Source organism: Lysinibacillus sp. RS11, from assembly GCF_042019215.1.
Lineage (GTDB): Bacteria > Bacillota > Bacilli > Bacillales_A > Planococcaceae > Lysinibacillus > Lysinibacillus xylanilyticus_A.
Genome location: NZ_CP168124.1, coordinates 1649426 through 1675369 on the forward strand (window position 1 = coordinate 1649426; position 25944 = coordinate 1675369).

Annotated in this window: 25 protein-coding genes; 16 read left to right on the top strand and 9 right to left on the bottom strand. The window is 36.8% G+C overall.

The annotated features are described in order from the left end of the window. Window positions 1-336 precede the first annotated feature (336 nt). The gene (locus AB9L17_RS08145) at window positions 337-1539 is read left to right on the top strand and encodes an NAD(P)-dependent malic enzyme (protein WP_375200366.1); all 1203 of its coding nucleotides are present in this window, start codon (window positions 337-339) and stop codon (window positions 1537-1539) included. A 58-nt stretch (window positions 1540-1597) separates the two neighbouring features. Here AB9L17_RS08145 and AB9L17_RS08150 read toward each other — a convergent pair whose 3' ends face one another. The 3 genes from AB9L17_RS08150 to gdhA all read right to left on the bottom strand — a co-directional run bounded on the left by AB9L17_RS08150 (window position 1598) and on the right by gdhA (window position 4779). Further along, window positions 1598-2248: a Yip1 family protein gene (locus AB9L17_RS08150; RefSeq protein WP_068982717.1), complete on the bottom strand. Its 651-nt coding sequence runs from the start codon at window positions 2246-2248 to the stop codon at window positions 1598-1600. A gap of 285 nt (window positions 2249-2533) precedes the next feature. Then, a complete protein-coding gene (locus AB9L17_RS08155; RefSeq protein WP_375200367.1) occupies window positions 2534-3220 on the bottom strand; it encodes a phosphoribosylaminoimidazolesuccinocarboxamide synthase in 687 nt (228 codons plus the stop codon). A gap of 185 nt (window positions 3221-3405) precedes the next feature. After that, window positions 3406-4779, bottom strand: coding sequence for an NADP-specific glutamate dehydrogenase (gdhA, locus tag AB9L17_RS08160; RefSeq protein ID WP_068982715.1), 1374 nt, complete (start codon window positions 4777-4779; stop codon window positions 3406-3408). A 187-nt stretch (window positions 4780-4966) separates the two neighbouring features. Between gdhA and AB9L17_RS08165 the strand changes: the two genes are divergently transcribed. Continuing rightward, complete coding sequence (locus tag AB9L17_RS08165) at window positions 4967-5440, top strand: YaiI/YqxD family protein (RefSeq protein WP_368637383.1); 474 nt, start codon at window positions 4967-4969, stop codon at window positions 5438-5440. Beyond that, window positions 5430-6770, top strand: a complete 1341-nt coding sequence (locus AB9L17_RS08170; protein ID WP_375200368.1) for a D-serine ammonia-lyase — start codon at window positions 5430-5432, stop codon at window positions 6768-6770. The genes AB9L17_RS08165 and AB9L17_RS08170 overlap by 11 nt, the downstream gene beginning before the upstream one ends. A 278-nt stretch (window positions 6771-7048) precedes the next feature. Here AB9L17_RS08170 and AB9L17_RS08175 read toward each other — a convergent pair whose 3' ends face one another. After that, window positions 7049-7240: a hypothetical protein gene (locus tag AB9L17_RS08175; protein WP_049666523.1), complete on the bottom strand. Its 192-nt coding sequence runs from the start codon at window positions 7238-7240 to the stop codon at window positions 7049-7051. A gap of 290 nt (window positions 7241-7530) precedes the next feature. Continuing rightward, on the bottom strand, window positions 7531-8700 hold the full coding sequence (locus AB9L17_RS08180; protein ID WP_375200369.1) for a pyridoxal-phosphate-dependent aminotransferase family protein: 1170 nt from the start codon (window positions 8698-8700) through the stop codon (window positions 7531-7533). 285 nt (window positions 8701-8985) lie between these two features. Here AB9L17_RS08180 and AB9L17_RS08185 point away from each other — a divergent pair, with 285 nt between their 5' ends. The 4 genes from AB9L17_RS08185 (at window position 8986) to AB9L17_RS08200 (ending at window position 13259) form a co-directional block, all read left to right on the top strand. Then, window positions 8986-10602 (top strand): amidohydrolase, encoded by a 1617-nt coding sequence (locus tag AB9L17_RS08185; RefSeq protein ID WP_375200370.1) that lies wholly within the window; start codon window positions 8986-8988, stop codon window positions 10600-10602. 20 nt (window positions 10603-10622) lie between these two features. Further along, window positions 10623-11474, top strand: a complete 852-nt coding sequence (locus AB9L17_RS08190) for a nitrilase-related carbon-nitrogen hydrolase (protein WP_068982710.1) — start codon at window positions 10623-10625, stop codon at window positions 11472-11474. A gap of 97 nt (window positions 11475-11571) precedes the next feature. Beyond that, complete coding sequence (locus AB9L17_RS08195) at window positions 11572-11769, top strand: DUF3311 domain-containing protein (RefSeq protein WP_068982709.1); 198 nt, start codon at window positions 11572-11574, stop codon at window positions 11767-11769. Further along, window positions 11769-13259, top strand: coding sequence for a sodium:solute symporter family protein (locus AB9L17_RS08200; RefSeq protein WP_375200371.1), 1491 nt, complete (start codon window positions 11769-11771; stop codon window positions 13257-13259). Before AB9L17_RS08195 ends, AB9L17_RS08200 begins: the two co-directional genes overlap by 1 nt. Before the next feature lie 306 nt (window positions 13260-13565). On the opposite strand, the gene AB9L17_RS08205 is transcribed toward AB9L17_RS08200, so the two are convergent. Both AB9L17_RS08205 and AB9L17_RS08210 read right to left on the bottom strand, forming a co-directional pair. Next, window positions 13566-14051: a hypothetical protein gene (locus tag AB9L17_RS08205; protein ID WP_068982707.1), complete on the bottom strand. Its 486-nt coding sequence runs from the start codon at window positions 14049-14051 to the stop codon at window positions 13566-13568. 566 nt (window positions 14052-14617) lie between these two features. After that, entirely contained in the window at window positions 14618-15103 is a 486-nt protein-coding gene (locus AB9L17_RS08210) for a hypothetical protein (protein ID WP_068982706.1), read from the bottom strand. 381 nt (window positions 15104-15484) lie between these two features. Between AB9L17_RS08210 and AB9L17_RS08215 the strand changes: the two genes are divergently transcribed. From AB9L17_RS08215 to AB9L17_RS08235, 5 genes are all read left to right on the top strand, one after another. Continuing rightward, entirely contained in the window at window positions 15485-15808 is a 324-nt protein-coding gene (locus AB9L17_RS08215; protein WP_068982705.1) for a nucleoside triphosphate pyrophosphohydrolase, read from the top strand. 7 nt (window positions 15809-15815) lie between these two features. Further along, window positions 15816-16817: an HNH endonuclease signature motif containing protein gene (locus tag AB9L17_RS08220; protein WP_068982704.1), complete on the top strand. Its 1002-nt coding sequence runs from the start codon at window positions 15816-15818 to the stop codon at window positions 16815-16817. Between the two features lie 417 nt (window positions 16818-17234). Next, a complete protein-coding gene (locus AB9L17_RS08225; RefSeq protein ID WP_068982703.1) occupies window positions 17235-17468 on the top strand; it encodes a hypothetical protein in 234 nt (77 codons plus the stop codon). Between the two features lie 283 nt (window positions 17469-17751). After that, entirely contained in the window at window positions 17752-17973 is a 222-nt protein-coding gene (locus tag AB9L17_RS08230; RefSeq protein WP_068982702.1) for a YdbC family protein, read from the top strand. A 199-nt stretch (window positions 17974-18172) separates the two neighbouring features. After that, entirely contained in the window at window positions 18173-18280 is a 108-nt protein-coding gene (locus AB9L17_RS08235; protein ID WP_220443510.1) for a putative holin-like toxin, read from the top strand. A 179-nt stretch (window positions 18281-18459) separates the two neighbouring features. On the opposite strand, the gene AB9L17_RS08240 is transcribed toward AB9L17_RS08235, so the two are convergent. Both AB9L17_RS08240 and AB9L17_RS08245 read right to left on the bottom strand, forming a co-directional pair. Beyond that, window positions 18460-19086, bottom strand: a complete 627-nt coding sequence (locus AB9L17_RS08240) for a nitroreductase family protein (RefSeq protein WP_223555011.1) — start codon at window positions 19084-19086, stop codon at window positions 18460-18462. Between the two features lie 128 nt (window positions 19087-19214). Beyond that, the gene (locus tag AB9L17_RS08245) at window positions 19215-20459 is read right to left on the bottom strand and encodes a ferredoxin reductase family protein (RefSeq protein WP_223555013.1); all 1245 of its coding nucleotides are present in this window, start codon (window positions 20457-20459) and stop codon (window positions 19215-19217) included. A 199-nt stretch (window positions 20460-20658) separates the two neighbouring features. On the opposite strand from AB9L17_RS08245, the gene AB9L17_RS08250 reads away from it, so the two are divergent. From AB9L17_RS08250 to AB9L17_RS08265, 4 genes are all read left to right on the top strand, one after another. Further along, window positions 20659-21147 (top strand): metal-dependent hydrolase, encoded by a 489-nt coding sequence (locus AB9L17_RS08250; RefSeq protein ID WP_223555014.1) that lies wholly within the window; start codon window positions 20659-20661, stop codon window positions 21145-21147. A gap of 404 nt (window positions 21148-21551) precedes the next feature. Next, entirely contained in the window at window positions 21552-22925 is a 1374-nt protein-coding gene (locus AB9L17_RS08255; protein ID WP_375200372.1) for an APC family permease, read from the top strand. 295 nt (window positions 22926-23220) lie between these two features. Then, a complete protein-coding gene (locus tag AB9L17_RS08260) occupies window positions 23221-24693 on the top strand; it encodes an aldehyde dehydrogenase family protein (RefSeq protein ID WP_223555100.1) in 1473 nt (490 codons plus the stop codon). 60 nt (window positions 24694-24753) lie between these two features. After that, window positions 24754-25932, top strand: coding sequence for an iron-containing alcohol dehydrogenase (locus AB9L17_RS08265; RefSeq protein ID WP_223555017.1), 1179 nt, complete (start codon window positions 24754-24756; stop codon window positions 25930-25932). Window positions 25933-25944 lie beyond the last annotated feature (12 nt).

Consider the following 25944-nt stretch of genomic DNA (forward strand, 5'->3'; position numbering starts at 1 on the left):
AATGTGAAGAAAATGTGACGAAACTAGATGTAATAATGGATGCGCTTACATTAGTTTGTGAAAAATTTCTCTTTTACATAAGAAAAATACTATGTGAAAAGTTGAACAGCCTGAATGGCGATATGTGTACATTTTTTCAGATGGAAACCAATCAATTAATTATATTAAAATAATTGATTGTGAAAGTAATAACAAGATAAAAAAGTGGTATTATCGATAGTAAATGCCTTTATTTCTAACGAAAAATAAAATTGACAGAAAATTCGTTGACTTTACTTTCACAAAGTATTATGATTCTAAAATATATAATAATTCATAAGAAAAGGATGGGATTGAATGGATGTTATGAAAAAGGCTTTAGAAATGCACGAGCATTATTGTGGAAAATTAGAGGTGATTTCAAAGGTACCTGTGCAAGATTCCTATGATCTAAGTCTTGCATATTCTCCAGGGGTAGCTGCACCTTGTATAGAGATTGAAAGAAATCCATCACTTGTTTACGACTATACTATGAAAGGAAATATGGTGGCAGTTGTTTCAGATGGTACTGCGGTACTAGGATTAGGAGATATCGGTCCGAAGGCAGCATTACCAGTAATGGAGGGGAAGGCGATTTTATTAAAGCGTTTTGCCAATGTTGATGCTTTTCCTATTTGTTTAGATACGAAGAATACGGATGAAATCGTCAGCATTGTGAAGGCGCTTGCTCCAACTTTTGGTGCTGTAAATTTAGAAGATATTTCAGCACCAAGATGCTTTGAAATTGAAGATCGTCTCCGCCAAGAATGTGATATTCCGGTGTTCCATGATGATCAGCATGGGACGGCGATTGTCGTAGGTGCAGGGATGATTAATGCTAATCGTATTGTAAAAAAAGATGTGGCAACAATGAAGGTTGTCATTAACGGCGCAGGCGCAGCGGGGATTGCTATTTTACGTATTCTTGTGCAAATGGGTTATAAAAATATTTATATGTGTGATACAAAAGGTCTTATTTATGAAGGGCGCGCTGAAGGGATGAATCCAATTAAAGAAACGGTTGCCCATTTAACAAATCCAGAAAAATTGCATGGAACATTGGAGGATGCCCTACTGGGTGCTGATGTCTTTATCGGTGTATCAGTTGCAAATTTATTAACAGAAGCGCATATTGCTTCTATGAATGAAGATCCAGTCGTGTTTGCACTAGCAAATCCAAATCCAGAAATTACGTATGAAAATGCTAAAGCGTGGGGTGTACGTGTAATGGGAACGGGACGCTCAGATTATCCAAACCAAATTAACAATGTGCTTGCTTTCCCTGGTATTTTCCGTGGGACATTGGATGTGCGAGCAACGGATATTAATGAAGCGATGAAGTTAGCCGCAGTTGAAGCGATTGCATCCCTTGTAAGTGACGAGGAATTAACAGAGGAATATATCGTGCCTAAATCATTAGATGAGCGGGTAGTTGCAATTGTTTCACGTGCTGTAAGTGGTGCTGCTGTTGAGTCAGGTGTATCAGAACTATTCCAACAAAATACAGTACTTTCAGTTTAATAATTGCTCAATTTAAAAAGTAAATCTCCCACTCTCGTTATTGAGAGGGGAGATTTTTTTACATCATACTAATACCGATTATGCCAAATATAATAATGAAAACCAAAACTACGAAAACAATGGACAGAATAATAGAAGGGATAATAACAGTCAATATCGCTTTCCAAATTTCAAATTGATGAGCTTCTGCCACAACACCTACTGTGATAACTAATGACCAGATTGCTAGAACAAAGCTAATAAAACCAGTTATTAATAATAACCAAGGTATTGTTTCGGTAGAGCTAGTGTTCATTAACGTTTCAGGGGATGTAATTAGCCAAATTAAGTAAAGTGGTAGAAGAACGATGAATGGGATAGCAGGTAAACTTAAAGCTTTAAATAAATCTGTGAATGTACTAGTCCCGTTGAAAATCTTACCAAACAGCCAAAATATTAGCGTTGAGAAACCTGTACCGATAATCCCTGCAATTGGTGCAAATATCACACAAAGTAGTGCCATAAACCAAGGAGAAAAATCTGATATAGCTTCTTTATCTATAAGCCCTGATAACGAAGAACCGATATAGCCAATTGACATAATAAGAATCGCAAATCCAATTGATTTTTCATCAATCATATAACGTGCAGTTTGTTTAGGGTGTATCCAAGCTGATAGAAATGGATTTAGTTTTGTCCTCGCCTGTGGTGTGTCATTATAGTTTTCCATTAAACTACCTCCAAAAGAATAGAAAATTGCATTATGCGTATAGTTAGTATACGGCTATGCTAATGAAAAGTTTCAAAAAAAATTATTTTTTTTATTAAAAAAGGGTACTCAAACATTAAAAGTCAATCATTCTGTCAGGTGTGTTGATTACACATTTTTATCCATTCAAGAACCCTTATTTCCGCCACAGGCTACAAGTGAACCGGTCTTTTGTTGAAGCATTAAAATAGCCTTGTTAATAGTAGATTAACAAGGCTAATTTTGAATTTCATGAATGTATTATTTTTATTCAGCAAGCATAATTTTTTCTAGTTCTAAAGGCTCGATATATTGTTCGCCTTTGTAAGCACGCATATTTCCGCCAGAAATTTCATCTATTAATAAAATTTCATTTGTTTTCGCATCGCGGCCAAATTCTAATTTGATGTCGTACAGTGTTAATCCTTTTTTTGCAAGCTCTGCAGCAACAAATTTAGCAATTTCAATTGTACGTTGCTTTAAAATTGCATACTCTTCGTGTGATAACAGATTTAACATTGCTAATGCATCTTCAGAAATAGGAGGATCAAGGCGATCGTCATCTTTGATGGTAACTTCTACGAAAGAATCTAAATCTTGTCCTTCTTTTACGTAAGCACCATAGCGACGAAGGAAAGAGCCAACTGCTTTGAAGCGGCAAATAACCTCTAAGCCTTTTCCGAAAACTGTAGCAGGTTTTACTGTCATTGTTGCATCCTCGAAGTTTGCATCAACATAGTGAGTAGGCACACCTTGTTCGTTTAATTTTGAGTAGAAATAAGAAGTTAAGCGAAGTCCAGCAAGTCCTGCACCATCGATTGTTAAGCCTACAGTGTTAGCACCAGGGTCGAATACGCCGTTTTCACCAGTTACATCATCTTTGAATTTTAATAAGTAGTGACCATCTTCTAATTTGAACACATTTTTCGTTTTACCTGTATACAATAATTCCACAAAAAACCCTCCAATATTTCATAGTACTCCATTATTATAACACGAATATTTTAAATATTTAATAATAAAAATGTTCGTTTTTGTAGTTGTTTTTATGTTTATTACCTTTCTTTATACTAAAAAAACAAGATGATAACGAATGTTCGCTACCATCTTAGGTGGAGTTGAATGAAAAAAGAATGTTATTAATATACGCCTTCAGCTAGCATACCATCTGCTACTTTTACGAAGCCGGCAATGTTCGCGCCTACTACTAGGTTCCCAGGGTAACCGTATTTTTCAGCAGCTGCTTTACTGTCCGCGTAAATATCTTTCATAATTTGATGTAATTTAGCATCTACTTTTTCAAATGACCAGAATACACGGCTAGAATCTTGCGCCATTTCAAGAGCAGATACAGCAACACCGCCCGCGTTAGCAGCTTTAGCAGGTCCGAATAAAACGCCAGCGTCTAAGAATTCGTTAATTGCTTCAAGATCAGATGGCATGTTAGCTCCTTCACCAATCGCTTTTACACCATTAGAAATTAATGTGCGAGCTGATTCACCGTTAATTTCGTTTTGAGTAGCACATGGAAGCGCGATATCACAAGGAATAGTCCAAATACCTGTGCAACCTTCTGTATATGTTGCATCTGGACGATAGTTTACGTAAGTTGAAATACGATCGCCTTTTACTTCTTTAATTTCTTTAATTGCTTCAAGATCTAAACCATCTGGATCGTAAACGTAGCCTGAAGAGTCGGAGCAAGCAACAACTTTTGCACCGTAAGCTTGTGCTTTTTCAATTGCATATGTTGAAACGTTACCAGAGCCAGAAACTACAACTGTTTTACCTTCGAATGAATCATTGGCATCTTTTAGCATTTCGTTTACAAAATATACTGTGCCATAACCTGTTGCCTCTTTACGAGCCAAAGAACCACCGTATCCAGGAGTTTTACCAGTTAATACACCAGATTCGCTTGCATGTGTTAAACGCTTGTATTGACCCCATAAATAACCTACTTCTCGAGCTCCAACTCCGATATCACCAGCAGGAACATCGACATCTGGACCAATATGGCGGTATAATTCAGTCATGAATGCTTGACAGAAGCGCATGATTTCAGAGTTTGATTTACCTTTAGGATCGAAGTTTGAACCACCTTTACCACCACCGATTGGTTGGCCTGTTAAAGCATTTTTAAAGATTTGTTCAAAGCCTAAGAATTTGATAATTGATTCGTTAACGGAAGGGTGGAAGCGAAGACCACCTTTATATGGTCCCATTACGTTGCTGTATTGTACACGATAACCACGGTTTACTTGAACTTGGTTGTTATCATCTTGCCAAGCAACACGGAAGGAAATGATGCGGTCTGGCTCAATGATACGAGATAAGATATTAGCTTTAATATATTCAGGGTGTTGTACAAATACAGGCACTAATGAAATGAAAATTTCTTCAGCAGCTTGTAAGAACTCCGCTTGATGACTGTTCTGTTGTTTTAATTGCTCGAATACGCCATCTACGTATTCTTTGGCTAATTGTTCGTTGCTAACAGTTGTAATTGTCATAGTAAAAAACCTCCAGTTAGTTGATAGTTGTATCGTATATCTATTTTTCAAACTATTCAATAAAATACTTTATACAAAGACCTTGAGTTTGTGAAAAAATGAGCAAGGGAAATTGAAAAATTATTATATTTAAATAACAACCAACTGCTTGATTGATCTAATTATGAGAAAGGAATGATGCTTTATTGTGAAGGTTTTAATTGACGCTGATGCCTGTCCAGTAGTGGATTTAGCGCTATCTATATCATCTGAGTTTGAGATGGAAACAATCTTGTTTTGCGATACATCTCACCGTATTGAACGTGATAATGTAATAACAATTATGGTTCCCAAAGGACCAGATTCGGTTGATTTCACGCTAGTGAATGCGCTTTCAAAGCATGATATTGTCATTACACAGGATTACGGTTTAGCAGCAATGGTTTTGGCAAGAGGGGGGTATCCAATTGATCAAAATGGACGAGAAATGTCCGATGAAAATATCGAACGTTTGCTCGATATGCGCCATGTTGGACAAAAGATTAGACGTGCTGGTGGACGTACGAGGGGACCTAAAAAACGAACGCAAGAAAACAATATTTCGTTCGAATTGAAATTTCGACAAATTTGTGAACGAGCAATTTTAGCCCAAAAAATGGAGGCATCTGAAGATGAAAAATAAACTAAAACACGAACTATTAAATCAATTTCCGAGACTAAATGAGTTAGCAAATAAGGATACTGTACTTTGGGAGAATACGAATTGGCAAAAAAAGGCGAGCACAAATCTTTTTTCAATGGAGGAAGTTGGGGAGGCAGAAGAGACACTTAAACGTTTTTCTTCCTATTTAACTGTAGCATTCCCGGAGCTTTTGGAAAGTATAGGACTCATTGAATCATCTATTCAAGAAATACCATTGATCAAGAAAGCACTTGAGAAGGAATTTGATCTTCTAATCCCAGGTCAATTTATCTTAAAATGTGATCATGCTTTGCCAATCTCAGGCTCCATTAAAGCTCGTGGTGGTATTTTTGAAGTATTAAGACATGCAGAACGGCTTGCGATTGCTAGTGGAAGGCTAACAAAAGACGATGATTATGCGGTGTTGGCCACAGAAGATTTTCAAACGTTCTTCCAGCAGTACACAATTGCCGTAGGTTCTACTGGTAATTTAGGACTGAGTATCGGCATTATGGGCAAAAAACTCGGCTTTAATGTCGTTGTACATATGTCGAGTGACGCAAAAGAGTGGAAGAAAGCCTTACTACGAGAAAAAGGTGCGACAGTTATTGAATATGAGGCCGATTATAGCGTGGCTGTTGAACAAGGTCGCCGAGAGGCTGAACAAGATCCTATGTGCCATTTCATTGATGATGAAAATTCAAAAGACTTATTTGCAGGCTATGCGGTCGCAGCAAAGCGTTTAAAAACACAATTTGAAAAGACGAACATTAGAGTGGATAATGCGCATCCATTGTTCGTTTATTTACCGTGTGGTGTAGGAGGTGGACCAGGTGGGGTTGCGTACGGAATCCGTGAAATTTTTGGAGAACACGCCCATATTTTCTTTGCTGAACCAGTAGCATCCCCTTGTATGACAATGGGCTTGATGACAGGCTTACATGATGAAATCAGCGTAGAAGATATCGGTCTTGATAATAAAACCGAAGCGGATGGTCTTGCTGTCGGACGTGCTTCAAAATTCGTAGGAAAAGTAATGAAAACATATATTAGTGGATGTTATACAGTGAAGGATGAAGAATTGTTTACGTCACTTGGGTTGGCTATGAATTCGGAAGGTCTATTTTTAGAGCCATCTGCACATGCAGGGATGTTCGGACCCATTCAGTTAATGAAAAATGGACAAAATTATTTAGAAAAGCATGATTTAGTAGATAAGATGGAGCAAGCTACCCATCTTGTATGGGCAACAGGTGGCAGTATGGTGCCGAAGGAGATGCGTGAGGAATACATGGCAAAGGCAGTGCAAGTAGGAAGAATTATTGATTAAGGTAGTTAGTTAATGAGAAAACGCAAGAATGCTATCGGAATCAACATTCTTGCGTTTATTACTTTTAAAAATTTGATCGCAAATTTATTCAAAACATCACATCGTTGGAAAGTAAAACGGCAATTGCCACTTAATAAACCCTTTGTTGATTTGTTAATCTATTCATTAGACAGATATGCTCCTTTGGTATGGTTGAGTGAGAGCTTTCATTTTAATCAAAAGAGTGGATTCTGTCTTTTTATTTTGTTTAATAGGAATTGTTCGAAGTGTTTTTGCTGTTATTTATATAAATAATCCAACGCTTGATAATCTTGCTGATAGCGTCCACCGTCCGCTACTTCAGCGTGATAAAGAGCTTTTAAAGCATAATTTTTTTGCAAATCCATTTCGGACATTAACTCTTTTAGGCGATCATGTAATTCACGGTTTTCTTTCACAAGTTGCTGCATTTGTGGTTTAAAATATTTCATACTGTCTAACTCCTCAATTTATAACGTGCTTATTAGTATAACACTTTTAGCTTTTGAAAATGTACTCATTTGCATAATTCACGCTGTAAAAGATTATTCAGTTGATCTTGCTGTGTAGTATTGGCTGAAATTGCAATTTTACTTAGGTGTATCGTTTTCTTACAATGAAACGGAAATCAATCCTTCATTATGATAACTGACAAATGCGAGAGAATTTCTCAACCTGTAAAAATAATAATCAAACCTCCAAATCCATACAAAGATTTGGAGGTTTTCATTTCGTCAAAGCTTTATCGTTGCAATTGTTTTCGCTGAGCGGTTAAAAATACTTCTTGTGCTGCCTGTACACCTGCACCTGGCTCAAAGTCGTATTCAAAGTCTTGAAGTGCAGCTTCCATTAAAGAAATGACCTGTAGAATATCGCTTGGGAAACAATAGCCCATGTGACCGAATCTGAAAATTTTACCTTGTAAATGACCGAGGCCTCCAGCGAAATCCAAATGATATTGTCGCTTTAAATGTGACAAGAAATCGCCAAGTGCAATGCCTTTAGGTGCCATAATTGCTGTAATGGTTGGAGAGGCATGCTCTTCATTAGTGAGAAGTTCAATATTGAGGGCATTCATTGCATTGCGCACCATGTTTTTCATTAGTTCATGGCGGGCAATTGTTTTTTCAAAGCCTCCTTCTTCCTCTATAAGTTTACATACCTCGTGAAGACCATATATTAGTGTAATCGTAGGCGTATTTGGGGTCATCCCTTGTGCTGCCCAGCTACGATAGCTCAATAAATTCAAATAATAGGACGGTGCTTTATTTTCTTCAATGACTTTCCAAGCTCTTTCACTTACACTGACTAAAGAGAGACCTGGAGGTAGCATCATCGCTTTTTGAGACCCAGTAACAAGAATATCGATTCCCCAAGCATCCATTTCAGCAGGAGCACCACCAATGCAACTTACACCATCGACAATACATAATGCACTCGTTTCCTCACGAACAACTTGTGCTAATTCAGCAATTGGGTTTAAGATACCAGTCGAAGTTTCATTGTAAGTTATAAAAACAGCTTTAATATCTTTTAACGGCTGCAAGAATTCTCGTAGCTCGTTAGCTGTGCAAGCTTGCCCCCAATCTTTTTCAAGCTTATGTACATGAAAACCGTATTTCTCACAAATCGAAACGAAATAGTCTCCAAACGCCCCAACAGTGATTACAACAACATCTTCACCAGCAGAAACAGTATTAACAGCTGCAGCCTCTAAAGCAGCTGTACCGCCTGAGGGAAGTAGTAAAATGTCCTGTTTTGTCCCGAAAATAGGTTTCACTAATTCGATTGTTTCACGGTAAAGATCCACAAATTCATTGCTGCGATGACTAATAATATCTTGATTCATCGCAAGCTGGACCTTTTTCGGAATAGGCGTAGGTCCTGGGTGTCTTAAAATATTTTCATACACAATCATCCAACCCCTTTGTCATTTAAAATCAGAAATTCTAAATTTTCTAACTATAATATAGCATATTTTTTCTGTTATTTAGTTCTTTTTCAAAAAAGTGGTGGTATTTGATAGGTTGTTTGATAGTTACGTAGAAATAACCCTTTTAACCTTTTGTCTAAAAAAAAGTAAAATTAATTACCTTTTGTAAAAATAAAAGACAATCTATTTTTAGTAAAATAAATGAATAGTGCAACACAATTAATATTTTCTGAATATTCAATTTATACAACAAGGAGGATCTATATGAAAGCTAATATTGCTTTTTTAAATGGTGAAGTAATTACTGTAGATGGACAAGATTCTATCCGAGAGGCTTTAGCGATTTCTGATAACAAAATAGTAGCAGTTGGTTCGAATGAGGAGATTAAAGAATTAATTGGTGATTCTACACAAGTAATTGACTTGGAAGGAAAGTCCATTCTACCTGGAATTATTGATGCTCACTTACATTTGGTCACGTATGGTACTTTTCATCTCAGTATCAGCTGTAAAGAGCCTGGGTTGGATTCCATAGATGCGATTTTGACTGCTTTAAAAGACAAAGCTGCTACTACACCAAAGGGGCAGTGGATTCGCGCTAGCGGTTTCAATGAACGAACGGTGAAGGAAAAACGATATCCTACTCTTGAAGAATTGGACAACATTACGATCGACCACCCGATTGTCATTACCCGTACTTGCTGTCACATCGGAATTGTCAATTCAGTTGCTTTACGTCTAGCAGGTATTGACGAAACAACTCCTGATCCTCAAGGAGGTTTAATTGAAAGAAATGCAAAAGGTCAACGCACTGGACGATTGATCGAAACTGCATATATGCAGTTTAATGAGTGTGCATCTTATTCAAATGAAGAAGTTTATCAAGCCATTCAAAACGCGCAGCAACATTTCTTAAAAGGTGGCATTACAAGTATTCATGAAGCAGGAACGTTTACAAAAGAAAGTTACCGAATATTACAATTAGCCTCCCAAAAAGGAGACTTGAAAATTCGTGTCTATGCGATGATTGCTACTTTAAATGACTGTAGGCAGTTCACATTAAATATGATGGAATCTGGGGTATTAACTGGAACTGGAAATGAATTCTTTAAAGTGGGTCCTGCTAAATTGTTTACAGATGGGAGTAGTACTGGCCCGACTATTGCTACCCGTGAAGGTTATACAAGTAATCCTGACGATCATGGAATCTTATATTACACCGAGGATGAAATTTATGAAGTACTTGGTAAAGCACATGAATTAGGCTATCAAATTACTGTACATGCACAAGGTGATCAAGCAATTGAATCGTATTTGAATGTTGTAGAACGCGCTTTAAAAGAAAATCCTCGTGAAAACCATAGACATCGCATTGAACATGCTGGAATTTCAAGTCCTGATTTACAGCAACGAATGAAAGAGTTAAAGATGATTCCAATACCTAATCCACCATTCCCATATGAATTTGGTGAAAGTTATTTAACGAATTACGGTGAACGTACGGACTTTATGTACCCTGCACGAGACTTTATTGATCAAGGAATTATTGCAGCTGCTGGGTCAGACTCACCAGTTACAACCTACAATCCTTTTATTGGCATTCACGCAGCGGTCAATCGGCTCACTGCCAATGGAACTTCATTTGGTGAAAGACAAAAAATAGATGTTCTCGAAGCCATTCGTCTATATACCTATAACGGTGCATACGCAAGTTTTGAAGAGGATATAAAGGGTAGTTTAGAACCCGGTAAATTAGCAGATATGATTGTACTTGATCGCAGTATTTTGAAAACCCTTCCACAAGATTTAAAAGAAATTCAAGTCGAATTAACAATACTAGATGGTGATATTCTTTTCGAACGCTCTAAAACGAAAATATAGGAATGAGGCTGGGGGCTCTTATGACAATAAAAATTTCAAGCTGTCAATTTGAATTGCAAAAAGTTGATCATTTCTCTACCTTTAAAGATCGAGTTTTACATGCATTCAATGATGTGCCACTTACAAGTGATTATGTACTCTTACCAGAGTTATTCACCATGTCTTTACTAACAACTTATAACAATTACAATCAATTCACAGAAAAAGATCATGAGAAATTAGGTTTCTTTTTAGATGACTACCTTGAATTTTTTAATAATCTTTCACAACAAAGAAAACAGATTATTATTGCAGGTTCTACAATTGAACCGACCAATAAAGGAAATTACAATACGACTTATATCTTTGATGGTAATGGCAATGTATTAAAACATCGGAAGACACATATTTTTCCTGCTGAATCTGCTTGCAACACTATAGAGGGAGATGAATTAGAAGTTTTCAAAATTGGACCAGTAACATTTGGTATTGCCATATGCTATGAAATAGAGATTCCAGAAATTGCACATATATATAGTCAAAAAGGTGCAGATATTATCTTTTGCCCTTCCTATACGTTCTCTGAATATGGTTTCTGGAGAGTTCGTCATTGTGCTCATGCACGAAGTATTGAAAACCAACTTTATGTCGTTCATTGCCCTACGATTGGCGAAATCCAAGGACCCATTCAAAACGGATTTGGGACCACCGCCATTATAGGACCTGCTGACTTACCTTGGACAAAAAATGGCGTAATTGCAGAAACTACAAGTAAATCAAGTACAGTTGTTACAGCTGAACTATCTCTTGAAGATCTTTACGAAAATCGAAAAAATGGGGCTGCTACAACTTATAAAGATCGTATCCGTAGAAAAGATATTTATACATTATGAATCGGTATTTGAACTCCGAATTTCCAGGATTATGTTCGTTAAACTGAGGGTAACACTACTTTTTTGGACGATAAAAAGAAATTCCAAGGAGGCTTATATGAAAAACATTAAACTGTTATTGTTGATACCGTTTGTTGGAATGTGCTTATGTTTGCCCTTTGCAAATAAAATAGAGCCGTATATTTTTGGTTTACCGTTTCTCCTGTTCTGGATTACTTTATGGATGATATTATCGTCATTAGTGTTAGCGATTGTGTATAAATTGGATCCTGAAAACCAAGGAGGCGATGAATAATGAATATAGCTTTACTGATAATCTTTGCATTTGCATTGATTGCTCTTTTCCTTGGTATACTAGCAACACGTGGAAAAAAAATGAATGTCGATGAATTTGCTGTTGGTAATAAGGGTTTTGGGACATTATTCATTTTCCTACTAATTGCAGGAGAAGTTTATACTACTTTTACATTCCTTGGTGGTAGTGGTTGGGCTTATTCGAATGGAGCCGCTGCTTTTTATGTACCCGCATATATTTGTTTAGCATATGTTTTATCTTATTGGATTGCACCAAAGATTTGGAACTATGCTAAAGATCATCATATAATTTCTCAACCAGAATATTTTGCTTCCCAATATAAAAGTCCGATATTAGGATTAGTTGTATCGTTTTTGGGTGCTATCGCATTGATTCCATATTTAGTTATACAATTAAAAGGGTTAGGTATTATTGTTTCGGAGGCTTCCTATGGAGGGATTAGCCCAATTATGGCTAGTACTATTGGTGCTATAATTATTACAATTTATGTTACTATTTCGGGTATCCATGGCTCTGCTTGGACAGCAGTATTAAAGGATATCATGATATTAGGCGTCATTGTATTTTTAGGAATTTATATTCCATACCATTATTTTGGAGGCATACAACCTCTATTTGAAGCTGTAGAAAAAATAAAACCGGAAAGCTTAACTCTCGCTAGTTCTGGTTTAAGTATTTCTTGGTTTGTCTCAACTATTTTATTAAATGCTTTTGGATTCTATTTATTACCAACCAGTTTTTCAGTATTATTTTCATCTAAGAGTGCAAAAGCATTGAAGAAAAATGCCATTACCTTACCTTTGTATACTCTATTACTCTTATTCGCATTTTTCATTGGTTTTGCAGCCATTGTAGAGATTCCAGGATTACAAGGGGCTGAAGGAGATTTATCATTACTCCGATTAACGATTCAAACATTTGATCCATGGATAGTAGGCGTTGTCGGTGCTGCTGGGTTATTAACTGCTTTAGTACCCGCATCAGTGATGTTAATGTCTGCTTCAATCGGATTAATGACTGGATTTTACAAGCTTGTGAAACCTAAGGCAACAGATCGCCAACAGTTATTTGCTTCAAAAATATTTGTGTTCGCTATAATATTGGTTGCATTCATTTTCACGATTACTGGAGGGGATGCATTAGCAATCTTAAACATTATGTCATACAGCTTAATCACACAACTTTTCCCAGCACTCCTGTTTAGTTTCTATAAAAATCGCATACTTAACAAAATCGGTGCAATGGCAGGAATTTTTACCGGTGTAGGAATCGTACTATATAGTGCTATAACATCACATAAACTAATTGACTTTTTCCCGAACATCCCACACGTAATTAATGACATCAGCACAGGAATGATTGCTGTTATTTTTAACTTTGCAGTAGCTATTGTAGTAAGCCTTGCAACCAATCATTTAGTTGCGAGAGAGAAGGGCGATATTGATACACTTGTTGAGGTAGACGCGTAGAGAGAAGCTGAGCTTTTTTTGAATAGGTGTAGGTAGTACTAGGGTATCGATGGATTAAGCGCGGAGTTTAAAGAGAAGTCTTTTCTAACGTTCAGGTGACACGATCGTATAAATAAGTTCAAAACCTTTAAAAGAGTTTTTTGTCATACATTAACAGGCAGTAATTGATCTGTAACGAATGCGAAGCGCCACGTATAAAACGCCCACCTCAAAATGCAGCGAAAGCAAAGGAGGGTGAAAACTAATAATCGGTGGGGATGAAGAATCCCCACCGATTAAAATCTCACTTTAAAGGTGCATCAGTAATTATGCAACGAATGGTTTATTCATTCTCATTAAGCCATAGATACAATAGAATAACCCGAAAGTAATAACCGTTAAAATAATATAAAGTACTGCTCTTCCGGTTTCACCTGACCAACGATAAAAGAGTCGATACATGAAATACAAGGCATAGCCAATAAGACCAAAAGAAGCAATTATACCAATAAACGGAATAAATGAAACAAGTAGTAATCCAGCATAAATTAAAACATTCTTTTTGGCGTTTGCACGAACTGTTGCATCATCATCACCCGTAGCAGTTAATAAAAATAGGCTATAAACGTTAATAATAGGAATCCAAGCAATATAAGCTACATCACTAAAGCCATTTGTTTTAGATGCATTATAATAAATAAGAGAACTAATAATATAGCCTACAAGACCCACCACGATGCAAATTAACATAAAAATAAGAAACAAACCACCTATGGCCGCATCGATATCATTGCTATTATAAGAATCGTACATAAGTAAACCTCCTTTCTAAAAAATACTTCATAATAATAACAATACTAAAGTGTTAAATCTACAGTGAAAAATATCGGGTGTTTATTGGTAACGATACATTTGTACTATTTTGATTGAGGATATATGCTATTTTGATAATAATTTTTTGATAAAAAAATGATTGAATTGCAAAAAAAAAATGGAATTAATGGAAAACTAGTGGTGAAGAATCATTTTAAATAATTTTTGTTTTTTACTTTGGATTCAAGCAATATTGAAATGAACATATGGAAGAGTACATCATATGCTCGAAATTGGTTAAAAATGTGTGGTTCAACTTAATCTTTGGGAATAGATGGACATCACAGGAGCTAGGGACCAAATCACCTCCCAATATTTGAAATGGTGATACTGCAAAATCCAAAAAAATATACATCCAACATGTATGAAGTGAAAACCTCTTCACAGTCCTTGATAGACGTGAAGAGGTTTTGCGATGTATTTTTTCTTCATTCAGCAAGTAGCGTAAGCAAAGTGTTAACGAAGCGGCAGCAGTAACTACGCAAAGGTGAAATTGATACTTTAGGCTACGCTTTGAAAGGTTGATTCATATGCATTAAGCCATAAATAGCATGGAATAATCCGCCTGTGATCAACGATAAAACGGTGTAAAGTACGGCTTTACCTGTATCACCAGACCAGCGATACAGTAAGCGATAAGAATAATAAATCCATAAACAAAACATGATAGGGAGTGAAATCAGGCCTATTAAAGGGATGAGAAATAAAAGTAATATTAATCCCGTAAAAATCAGGGTAGGTTTTAACGCTGCTGCACGTATTGCTTTATCATCATCGCCATTGGCAGTCAAAAGAAAAAGACTATATATATTTACAATTGGAATCCAAGCAATATAAGCTACATCACTAAAGCCATTTTTTTCAGATGCCTTATAATAAATTAGCGCGTTAAAAATATAGCCTGCTAGTGCTAAGACAAGAAAAGTTAAGAGAAAAATGGCTATAAACATATCCAGGGTTGCATCATTATACTCAGTAGCCTCATAGCTCATTAGAAAACCTCCTTTCAAAAAATTTCCTCCTTATCATAACAAGTCAAAAGTGTTAAATCTAGAATGGTTTAAATGTTAAATTTAGTAGAAATATAACATTAGTCCTAGAATATCTTTTAAAAATAATTGTTAAATAATGAATGTTCAAATAATAATAAAAAAATGAAAAAAATATCCTTGGAAATATTGGTATAATAGTTTTGAAGAATCATTTTGGATTTTGTCCGTTTACTTGAGATGAAAGATTAGGGGGAGGTTGTTTATATTTATAGTGATTAGTTTTGACTGTAGACAAATATCCAGAGCAAAAAAGAAACAACTTATTCAAACGATTCGGCAGAAATACGGGAAATAATCTTATATTAAGAGGAGGCAGTAAAAATGCCTGTATACAATAAATTAGTACGTGATTTGATCCCACAAGTAATTGAAGCAGGGGGAAAAACATGTAGTATAAGGATGTTAGATTCCAGCGAACACTTAAAAGAAATAAAAGTGAAAATGCAAGAGGAGGCATTAGAATTTAACGAGGCAGCTTGTCAAAAAGAGGCCGTTGAGGAACTTGCGGATATTTTGGAATTAGTCCATGCAGCTATACATATGTACGGTGTATCTTATGAACAATTGGAACAGATACGAACACAGAAGAAAAAACAACGCGGAGGATTTGCTCAAGGTATTTATTTAATTGAAGTGAGGGAGTAAGAAGAGTATGTCTCATGATTTAAAGGTTGGTGAAATACGTGAACAATATGTAACGGAACATCAGATTTGGCAACATCTGAATAATTTTTACTATCGTTCATCAGTGTCAACTTCTTATAAGTATGTGTTTTTCAAAGCATTACTCGAAAATTTATACAATGTAGACGATAAGCTAGGACTTAGCTACAATCAAATATTTTATTCGTTCACAAATATTTATTGGAATTTAGTAATCCATCATAATCTAGTGCAATCTTCTAATAAAAATAAACCGGCTCGTGCCCAAACCATTTTGCAAAAATATGCAAATGACAACGCTATTCCTTCTGAATGGCAATTCGATCAACTTATAGATTCTTTGCAACTAAAAATCGTCAATGAAGTGAAACGTGACTGCAAGCAAAACGTAATCGGCGCATTTTACGGAGATACAGCGGGGATATTCTATGAATTTGACATCAAACAAGCACATTTTCGTTTCAACAATCCTGTCTATCAATTCATGAAAAAGTATCAACGAATTTTAATAAATCTAACAAATTATCATTTAGTCAAATATCTTGAAAAAGTGAATGAAGCCACAAGTACAATGGCTTTACTCTCAAAAATAGAGGTAATATCAAAGCGTAGTTCTTTAGAGACATTTTACAAAGTCCTTACCCAATTTGAACAAAATCGATGTTTCTATTGTAACTGTGATTTATCAACTAATCGCAGAAAAACGCACGTCGACCACTTCATTCCGTGGAGTTTTGTTCAAAATGATAATTTATGGAATTTAGTGTTGGCATGTAATGATTGTAATTTACAAAAAAGCGACAAAATCACGGCTCGTTTTTATTTAGAGTCGATGCTCGAAAGAAATCACAATTTAGTGTCAATTGTGAGAGAACCAACTTATTTTAATACATATGAAAATAAAAAGCTTGTGGATTTATATGATTATTCAATAATGAACGGATATACGACGTTATGGGAGCCAAGGAAGGTACACGGATTGAAGAATTAATTTGATAATAGAACAATCGTGTTGATTAGGAAAAAATAGGTTTATTATTGAGCAAAAAGATTTTTTGTGGCTCATCACCAAAAGTTGTGGATGACATTTGTTAAGACGTATGCTTTGTATATTAGTTGATTGGAGTGGAGACTGGGCGACTCCTTGGGGATTAGCGGTAGAGGAACGAAGGCTAAGAGCATCACGTCCTGTGATAACGCCTTCGTAACCAACATCATGCTGCTGTCGCTTCGCTTTCGCGCAAAAAACATCATGTTGGCCCGAGACCCTGGAGCGAGCACATAGAGGAACGAAGGCTAAGAGCATCACATCCTGTGATAACGCCTTCGTGACCAACATCGTGTTGGCCCAAGCGGCTCATCGGACGCCCCCAGGAAGCTCTGCGCGAAAGCGAAGCCTCAGCGGCAAATGTTTTATCTGTGCGAAAGCGAAGCGACAGCAACAATGTTTTATCTGTGCGAAAGCGAAGCGACAGCAACAATGTTTTATCTGCGCGAAAGCGAAGCGTCAGCGGCAAATGTTTTATCTGTAGCGAAAGCAAAGCGACAGCTACAAAGCGCCCAGTCGGAACGGAAATCAACCACGCGTTATGGTGATGATCCTATTTTTGCTATTGTGGAATATATTTTTATTTTCAACTGATTGTAGCGTAGGGCTACTCGAGTGCTCCTGCCGCTTCGCTTTCGTCGCAGAGCAAAGCTTCCCGCGGGAAAGCGAGTAGCCCGTAGCGTAAATCTGCGCATTCTAATTTAATTAGGATGGATAAAAAATGGTTAATCATCACACCTAATCATATAACGGAAGAACATTGAATACAGATTTCACGTTTTTTAGGAAGTGCAATTATTTAAAGTGTTGTCACGTTTGATCATCCTATTATTTCAAGATATAGTTCTTATTACAGATACCATAAGGAGGAATGTAAATGGCAGAAATTAAATACGAAATTATTAAAACAATTGCGGTATTATCGGAAGGCAATAAAGGCTGGAAAAAAGAATTGAATTTAATTAGCTGGAATGGTCGTGAACCGAAATACGATATTAGAGATTGGTCGGAGGATCATACAAAGATGGGAAAGGGCGTTACCTTGTCACTGTCTGAAATACAGCTTTTGAAAGAGTCATTAGCTAAATTGCAGGCTTAAATTAATGTACAGGGATACTTGTGCGTGTTGTTTTAGATTAATTACGTAAAGCGGGATTCATGCTCATGAAACCCAAGGTGAAATTGATTTTTTTGAGGATTTTCAATAGAATATATTTCATAAAATTGTTAGACTAACAATAGCAACAATTCATAATGCAGGTGGCGGCTGAACTCCCTTTTGAAAGGGGGTGAGGCGGATGACAGTATTTGAAGCATTCAGTTTGATTGTACAGTGTAGCCTTTTGCTAATTGCAGTACTTACTCTGATGCTTAGTATTATTGTCTCACAAAATAAAAAGAAATAGCCACCCTGCCGGCTAAGTAAGGTGACTATTGCTATAACTTTAACTTGGTCAGCCGCTATGGTGCGGCATGATTGTTGCTGTTTTGACTGGATGTTGACGCATCCAGTCTTTTTTATTCTATATTTAGTGTATCATATTTATTCTAAAAGAAAACAATTTGTACAATTTCTATCTTTCGATTAAATGAATTTTGCAATGTCATTTAGTGCTAGACGAGATGAGCCGTGAGCTGGTGCTGCAGCTTTTCCGATGGCAATTAAGACGATTGGCACTAGATTTTCTGTTAAATCAAAGCGTTGCGCAAAAGCCTCTTTATTGAAGCCACCCATTGTTACTGTATCATAGCCCATATCCTTTGCTAAAAGCATGATTTGCATAGAAATTAAGCCTGCATCAAATGTAGCTATATTTTTTAAAACTTCTTTAGGAAGGTTTGAATAAAGCTTTAATGAATTTTCAATCATCATATTTTTTGTTGCTTCATCCATATAGCCAAGTTCGAAATTTTTTGTGTAGACTTCCTCTACATTTTTGTACATTGCAGTATCGCCTAAAACCGCAATGATGGCAGAGGCAGTTTCCACTTGCTCCTGGTTATTAGCAATTGAACGTAATTCTTTTTTTACTGCCTCATCTTGGATCACTAGAAAGCGCCAAGGCTGTAAATTGCTTGATGATGGAGCTGTTGTTGCCTCTACAAGTAATTCTTCTAATTCTGCTTGTGGGATTTTATAGTTTTCCTCATATTTACGAATCGATTTACGTTCGTGCATAACTTTATTTAAATAACTTTTTGTTATAGTCATCGTGAAAAATCTCCTTTAGATGTGATGAGATTTTACTATACGATAAACTTTTCAAAAATCCAAGTAAATTGCTTGAATTAAAGATTCTTGAATTCAGGGGTTCTCTTACATCTTTAAAATTAAATTCTTCATCTAATTTTAAAGGCTTCATATTCAATGTCTGCACCTGTATTGAAGGACTTCAATTGCTTGGCAAAACGTTTCACCATTTTTTCTGGGCCACACATAAAAATACTTGTCTTTGCTGGCACCGAAAAATTTTCAAATGAAAGCCTGTCCATTTGAGCGGTATCAATAAAGTTTACGCTAAAATATTGGTTAGTTTTTGCATACTCCTGTAAAAATTCTTGATAGATCGCATTGTCTTGACCATGATAAGTGTAAAATAATTCAATGTTACGATCGGCGGGATGAGATTGCAAATAGGATAAAAAAGGGGTGATGCCTATGCCACCTGCTATCCAAACTTGTTGTTGTGTCCCTTTTTCAAAGTTTAAATGACCATATGGACCATCAAGTGTGACTGGCGTATTCAGTTGAACTGAATGAAATACTTTCTTTGTGAAATCACCAAGCCCTTTAATGGTAACAAATACTTTTTTTCCATCAGTACCTGAAATAGAAAAGGGATGAGGTGCCTTTTCTAAGCCATCTTGAAAAATCTTAATAAAAATAAATTGTCCATGTTGATAGGGGATTTTTTTATCAAGTGTTAGCTCCAGTTCAATAACATTGGAGCCTAATTTTTTGATCCCTGTAATTTTACCTTTATATTTAAAAAACATATCCTGATACATCGTCAACATATACAACGCCGACATAAATCCGATAGTCGCTGTGAGTGCGGTAAAAATTCCTAAAGGTGTCGGCTGGAATAAATCGTATCTGCTTGAAAAATAGGCATGATAAATACCGAATGTATAAGGGATTAGCATGAATCGATGAACGATCCGCCAGTGTTCATATTTTAGAAATTTAGCAAAAAGCGCTATTAAGATAAGGGCAATAAAGCCATATTGTCCTAGCTCCCCTAACTCCTTGGCGAATTCGCTGAGCGGAGTTTCTTGTGCTTCATCCCAATCAGGTACCATATCTTGTAATTGTCCGTGTAAAATCACTAATCCTAATGAAAAAATGGCTAACCATTTATGATGAAAATATAGACGCTCTAGACCATGGAACCAGCGCTCAAGGATTTTCATTCTTGTTGCTAATAAAAAGACAAGAAAGAAGCCTGTAATGGCCAAGCCTCCGATGATGTGACTAAGCCTGTTAACGGCATGTATAGGCTCTATAGGTGTAGCAAAATACCATAGTAAAGTACTACTACATATCGTGAGTATGATAAACAAAATTCCTTTGATAGATTTCATAAATAACCTCCAGTACTCATTTTTATCGCTAATCATCCTACATATACAATAAGAACCTGAAATGTTTCTGATATTTTGTTGATCTAAACAATTGATTGTAAAAAAAGAGAGTGTATGTTCGGAATATATGTTCCCTTTTAAGGTCGGATGTGTTAAATTAAGAAAGGTAAAAATAGAGATATAAGAAGTGGAGGTAATTATGCAAGGGAATACACATATTATTGGAGGCATCACTGCAAGCCTTGCCTTTGCACAAGTTTCTAATGATAATCCGCTTGTTTTAGTAGGAGCAGGCGTTATCGGTGCATTACTTCCAGATATTTGCCATGGTGGTAGCAAAATCGGGAGGAAGTTTCCCATCATTTCAAAAATTGTCAATACGCTGTTTGGACATCGTTCTTTTACACATAGTGTGCTTTTTTTATTTCTAGTTGTGATGCTACTACATACATTTATACCTTACAAATCCATTTCAATAGGTATATTATTAGGAATGGCAAGTCATATTTTCCTTGATATGGGGACGAAGAAGGGTGTTAAGCTGTTTTTCCCAGTTTCCATTTCGGTACGATTACCATTTACGACAAAAACGGGTAGTAAAGCTGAAAAGGTAGTGTCTATGTTGTTAACGATGCTTTCCATTTATTTTAGTTATGAAATTATCGTTAAACTTATTGATACCGTATAAGCAATGAAACTCAGTCAGTGAGTGAGATACTCCTCCTAAGGTAGATAGATTAAAAATCTGTTTATCTAAGGGGAGTATTTTTTTCTTCATTCAAAAAAGTGAATGTTAGTCACTGTCTATTTAAAAGGGAGCATTTCATTATGAAGGATTTTTTGGTGACGTTTTACTATCGACAGTAGTGCTCATGAAAAACTTCCTCGGGTATGTTATATCAATTTATCTCGCTAGAGCCCTAACTTACAGCCCTCCAAATTGATGCATTTTCGGTAATCATAAGGAGTTTTCCCACTAAAGAAAATCTTAATCTAGCTATTGACCTTTGTGTAACAAAAACCTTTATATTCATTATTAATAAAAAGAATCTTCAGAAGATTCGAATTACATAAGAGGGCGGGGGAGCTATTATGAAACGACAAACATTAATGCGAACACTGACTTTGTCTCAAGTTGTATTTTTAGGGATTGCATGGAATAACCCAATGGTATTCTTCAATACGTATGGAATTGCAACCGTCACTTCCCAAGGTGTCATCATGGGGGCTTATATCATCGCCTTTCTTGCAATCATGTTCACCGCATTTAGTTATGGAAAGATGGCAAAAGCATTTCCAATCGCCGGCTCGGCTTATACATTTACACAAAAATCAATTAATCCACAACTTGGGTTTCTTATCGGTTGGACAATCATGTTGGATTATATGTTAACACCAATGGTCACTTGTTTAATGTCTACTGTTTTTTTACATGCCATGTTCCCTGGAGTCCCTCACGCCCTGTGGATTATCCTCTTAACTGCAACTATTGTAATACCTAGTATCTTGGGTGTTAAGTTCACTGCATCCACTGGTAAGATTTTTGTGATTGCACAAGTCATATTTGTTTTCATCTTCTGGATTTTGACCATCAAAAGTTTATTGGCAGGTGAAGGGGCAGGTACACTTTTCTCTATCCAACCTTTGTTCAATGCAGACATCGATTTGCCTGTAATTTTGGCAGGAGCGTCCATTCTTTGTTTCAGTTTTCTTGGCTTCGACTCCCTTACTACGTTGTCTGAAGAAACAATTAATCCTGAAAAAACAATCCCAAGAGCGATTATCGTCATGTTGCTGATCATGGGTGTCATCTATATCGGATCAGCTTATTTGGCACAATTGGTTCACCCGGGCTTTTCTTTTGAAAGCACTGATTCTGCAGCTATGGAAGTTGTCTATATGGTCGGCGGGAATATGTTCCAATCTTTATTTGTGACAGCAGTAATTTTAGGGAATTTCTCTTCCGGTGTTGCTGCGACTACAAGCGCATCCCGTGTACTGTATGCAATGGGGCGAGATTCTGTACTGCCTAAAAAAGTGTTTGGGCATATCCATTCACGTTATAAAACACCGTCAACAGGAATTATTGTAATCGGTTTCATTTCATTACTTGGTATTGCGCTGACACTCGACCAAGTCATTAAGTTTATTAACTTTGGAGCACTTATTGCCTTTGCGTCCGTTAACTTGTCTGTCATTGCTCATTATTTTATTCGGAATCGTAAGTGGTCCACTTTCACCGAATACATGCGTTATCTGGTTATGCCACTAATTGGAGCAGGATTTACGCTTTGGCTATGGTCTCACTTAGAGTTGGATGCATTGATTCTTGGAGGCATCTGGATGGCAATTGGCATGGGGTATTTAATTTATATGACAAAGTTTTTCAGACAGGGATTGCCTGAATTCAGTTTCGATAAGGAGATTATTCCTGAAAATGTTCTTATAGAAGACATAAAAATGTAAAGGCTTACATGGAATGATTATCGTGTTATTTCGCAGGTAGGAAAGGCAATTGAAAGGGGTGAGGCGATTCGAAAAGGCTGAATTTGGAAAATGGGTACAGCTTTTTTGGAAAAAAGAAAGATCGTAAGCTTTGAAAATGATATGACGAAACGATTATTTTGGGGAATGTAGTTCTTTGACAATTAATCGGAATAGAGACGTCATGCAATTCCTCCCACTTATAGGTGAGGCTAAATATGAATTTAATAAAATATGGATAATAAATTAGGGGGTTTTTAGAATGCTAAACTTGAAAATGTTAGATTTGAAAATGTTTATTAATGGTAAATGGTCGGATTCTGTGAACATGGAAAAACGTAATATTATCAATCCAGCGAATAACGAAGTGATTGCAGAGGCTCCGAGAGCAAGTGTAGAAGAAACGCGAAATGCCATTGATGCAGCGCGAAATGCATTTGATTCAGGAATTTGGTCAAACTTGCCGGCTTCAGAAAGAGCCTCCTATTTATTCAAAATTGCAGATAAACTTGAGGAAAAAGCATCAGAGCTGGGTGAACTTGAAATGTTGAATACAGGAAAGCCCCTTAAAGAAGCAGAGTTCGATATTGGGGATGCTGTGAGTTGCTTCCGTTATTATGGTGGCCTTGTCACAAAACCAAACGGTCAAACATATCCAGTTGCCGATCCAGTACAGGGGCTTATTGTTCGTGAGCCTGTAGGTGTATGTGGTCTGATCGCACCTTGGAATTTCCCATTATTGACAGGAGCGTGGAAAATTGCGCCTGCACTTGCAGCAGGAAATACGATTGTGTTCAAGCCATCGGAGTTAACACCAATTACTACTTTTAAGCTCTTCGAAATTCTTGAAGAAGTAGGGGTTCCAGCGGGCGTTGCGAATTTGGTAACCGGAGGAGGTTCGACTGTCGGTAATGAATTGGCTGAAAGCGATAAAGTCGATATGGTTTCCTTCACTGGCAGTACAACAGTAGGTAGATCAATTATGAAAGCAGCATCAGGAAATATTAAGAAAATTGCACTCGAATTAGGTGGTAAATCGCCGAATATCGTCTTCGCTGATGCAGATTTTGAAACAGCAGTCGACTATGCGCTTTTTGGAATATTTATGAACGCGGGTCAAGTATGTAATTCAGGTTCACGTTTACTTCTTGAAGAAAGTATTCATGACAAGTTCGTTGAAAGCCTGATTAGTAAAGCGAAAAAAATTCGTGTAGGTCGTGGTGATGATCCGTCAACTCAAATGGGTGCCCTTGTCGGTGAAGATCATATGAACTCAGTGCTAGATTATATTCAAATCGGCATCGATGAAGGAGCAAAATTAGTTTGTGGCGGTAAACGGATTACAAGTGGTGGGCTTGAACATGGCTGTTTTGTTGAGCCGACAATCTTTGTAGATACAACGCCTGACATGAGAATTGTTCAAGAAGAAATATTCGGCCCTGTGCTAGTTGTCCAAAAGTTCAAAGATGAAGCGGAGGCTATCGAGCTTGCAAATGATACGCCGTACGGTCTTGCAGCTGGAGTATTCTCTCAAGATGGGGCTAAAGCTTTACGCGTTATTAAAAAAATTAGAGCAGGTATTACTTCAATTAATGCATACAATCTTGCTTACAACGAAGCTCCATGGGGAGGATACAAGCAAAGTGGACTCGGTCGTGGGTTAGGCACGTTCGGTTTGGATGAATTTTCGGAAGTGAAGCAAATCAATATCAATTTAGAAGTTAGTCCGACGAATTGGTTTGAAAATTAACATCTCGTGAAAGAAGTTCGCTGAGGTAAGATCATGAAAAAAGGAAAGGGGAAATGATTTATGATTTGGGATTTCAATTTCAATTTACCGACTTCTATTGAGTTTGGTAACGGGACAGTAAACAATGTAGGGAAAAGAGCGAAAGAGTTGGGCGGCAATAAAGTACTAATCATTACGGATAAAGGGCTGGCACAAACAGGGATTATAAAAAGGGTAACAGATTCATTGGAACAAGAAGGGGTTTCTTTCCTTGTTTATGATGAAATTACTCCGAATCCGAAAGATGTAGACTGCGTAAAAGCCTACGAAAAATTCAAAGACGAAAATATCGACTTGTTATTGGGCCTTGGTGGTGGAAGTTCAATGGACACTGCTAAAGCAATTGGGGTACTTTTTACACATGAAGGGGAGCTTAAAGATCGCTATGGTTTCAATCTGCTGGAGCGCGATATTACACCTCTTATTTGTATCCCTACCACATCGGGTACAGGTAGTGAGGTGACGACGGGATCTGTCATCACAGATACAATCACTAAACAGAAAGAAGCAATCCTTGATATAAAATTAGCGCCGAAACTAGCAATAGTAGATCCTGAATTGACCCTAACTTTGCCTAAATCGATTACGGCTGCTACTGGAATGGATGCATTGACGCATGCAATCGAAGCTTATACGAGCAATATTGCTGAACCGATTTCTGATGCACTCAGTCTTTATGCTATTGAAATTATTGCTAAGTATCTTCCACTCGCTGTAGAAAACGGCAACAATTTAGAAGCAAGACAAAATATGCTTGTAGGAAGTTTGATTGCAGGTATGGCATTTACGCACGCCGACCTGGGTGCGGTGCATGCAATGGCTGAACCGCTTGGAGGGCTATATGACACACCACATGGAGTGGCAAATTCCATCTTCCTTCCTCATGTATTTGAATATAATATTCCTTCCAATCCGGAAAAACATGCGACGGTTGCTGTGAAGCTTGGCGCGAAAGCGGAAGGGAAGACAGTAGAGGAAATTGCTCAAGAAGGTGTTGTATTGCTACATGAACTCGCAAGTAAAATTGGCATTCCAAAATTCCGAGATTTAGATAATGTTGACCCTGAAGATTTTGAATTCCTTGCTGAAGGGGCATTCAAACATTTATGTACAATTACAAATTCTCGTAAATTATCGAAAGATGACTACTTGAAATTGTTTCAAATTACTTATGAGATGAAAATGCAACATTCATCTTAATCACCTCACGAT

Coding starts and splice junctions, on each gene's coding strand:
- AB9L17_RS08205 (WP_068982707.1), bottom strand. CDS start 14,051: ATGTACGATTCTTATAATAGCAATGATATCGATGCGGCCATAGGTGGT.
- AB9L17_RS08190 (WP_068982710.1), top strand. CDS start 10,623: ATGACAATAAAAATTTCAAGCTGTCAATTTGAATTGCAAAAAGTTGAT.
- AB9L17_RS08220 (WP_068982704.1), top strand. CDS start 15,816: ATGTCTCATGATTTAAAGGTTGGTGAAATACGTGAACAATATGTAACG.
- AB9L17_RS08185 (WP_375200370.1), top strand. CDS start 8,986: ATGAAAGCTAATATTGCTTTTTTAAATGGTGAAGTAATTACTGTAGAT.
- AB9L17_RS08245 (WP_223555013.1), bottom strand. CDS start 20,459: ATGAAATCTATCAAAGGAATTTTGTTTATCATACTCACGATATGTAGT.
- AB9L17_RS08235 (WP_220443510.1), top strand. CDS start 18,173: ATGACAGTATTTGAAGCATTCAGTTTGATTGTACAGTGTAGCCTTTTG.
- gdhA (WP_068982715.1), bottom strand. CDS start 4,779: ATGACAATTACAACTGTTAGCAACGAACAATTAGCCAAAGAATACGTA.
- AB9L17_RS08215 (WP_068982705.1), top strand. CDS start 15,485: ATGCCTGTATACAATAAATTAGTACGTGATTTGATCCCACAAGTAATT.
- AB9L17_RS08230 (WP_068982702.1), top strand. CDS start 17,752: ATGGCAGAAATTAAATACGAAATTATTAAAACAATTGCGGTATTATCG.
- AB9L17_RS08260 (WP_223555100.1), top strand. CDS start 23,221: ATGTTAGATTTGAAAATGTTTATTAATGGTAAATGGTCGGATTCTGTG.
- AB9L17_RS08240 (WP_223555011.1), bottom strand. CDS start 19,086: ATGACTATAACAAAAAGTTATTTAAATAAAGTTATGCACGAACGTAAA.
- AB9L17_RS08210 (WP_068982706.1), bottom strand. CDS start 15,103: ATGAGCTATGAGGCTACTGAGTATAATGATGCAACCCTGGATATGTTT.
- AB9L17_RS08150 (WP_068982717.1), bottom strand. CDS start 2,248: ATGGAAAACTATAATGACACACCACAGGCGAGGACAAAACTAAATCCA.
- AB9L17_RS08265 (WP_223555017.1), top strand. CDS start 24,754: ATGATTTGGGATTTCAATTTCAATTTACCGACTTCTATTGAGTTTGGT.
- AB9L17_RS08195 (WP_068982709.1), top strand. CDS start 11,572: ATGAAAAACATTAAACTGTTATTGTTGATACCGTTTGTTGGAATGTGC.
- AB9L17_RS08225 (WP_068982703.1), top strand. CDS start 17,235: ATGTTTTATCTGTGCGAAAGCGAAGCGACAGCAACAATGTTTTATCTG.
- AB9L17_RS08145 (WP_375200366.1), top strand. CDS start 337: ATGGATGTTATGAAAAAGGCTTTAGAAATGCACGAGCATTATTGTGGA.
- AB9L17_RS08170 (WP_375200368.1), top strand. CDS start 5,430: ATGAAAAATAAACTAAAACACGAACTATTAAATCAATTTCCGAGACTA.
- AB9L17_RS08255 (WP_375200372.1), top strand. CDS start 21,552: ATGAAACGACAAACATTAATGCGAACACTGACTTTGTCTCAAGTTGTA.
- AB9L17_RS08175 (WP_049666523.1), bottom strand. CDS start 7,240: ATGAAATATTTTAAACCACAAATGCAGCAACTTGTGAAAGAAAACCGT.
- AB9L17_RS08200 (WP_375200371.1), top strand. CDS start 11,769: ATGAATATAGCTTTACTGATAATCTTTGCATTTGCATTGATTGCTCTT.
- AB9L17_RS08250 (WP_223555014.1), top strand. CDS start 20,659: ATGCAAGGGAATACACATATTATTGGAGGCATCACTGCAAGCCTTGCC.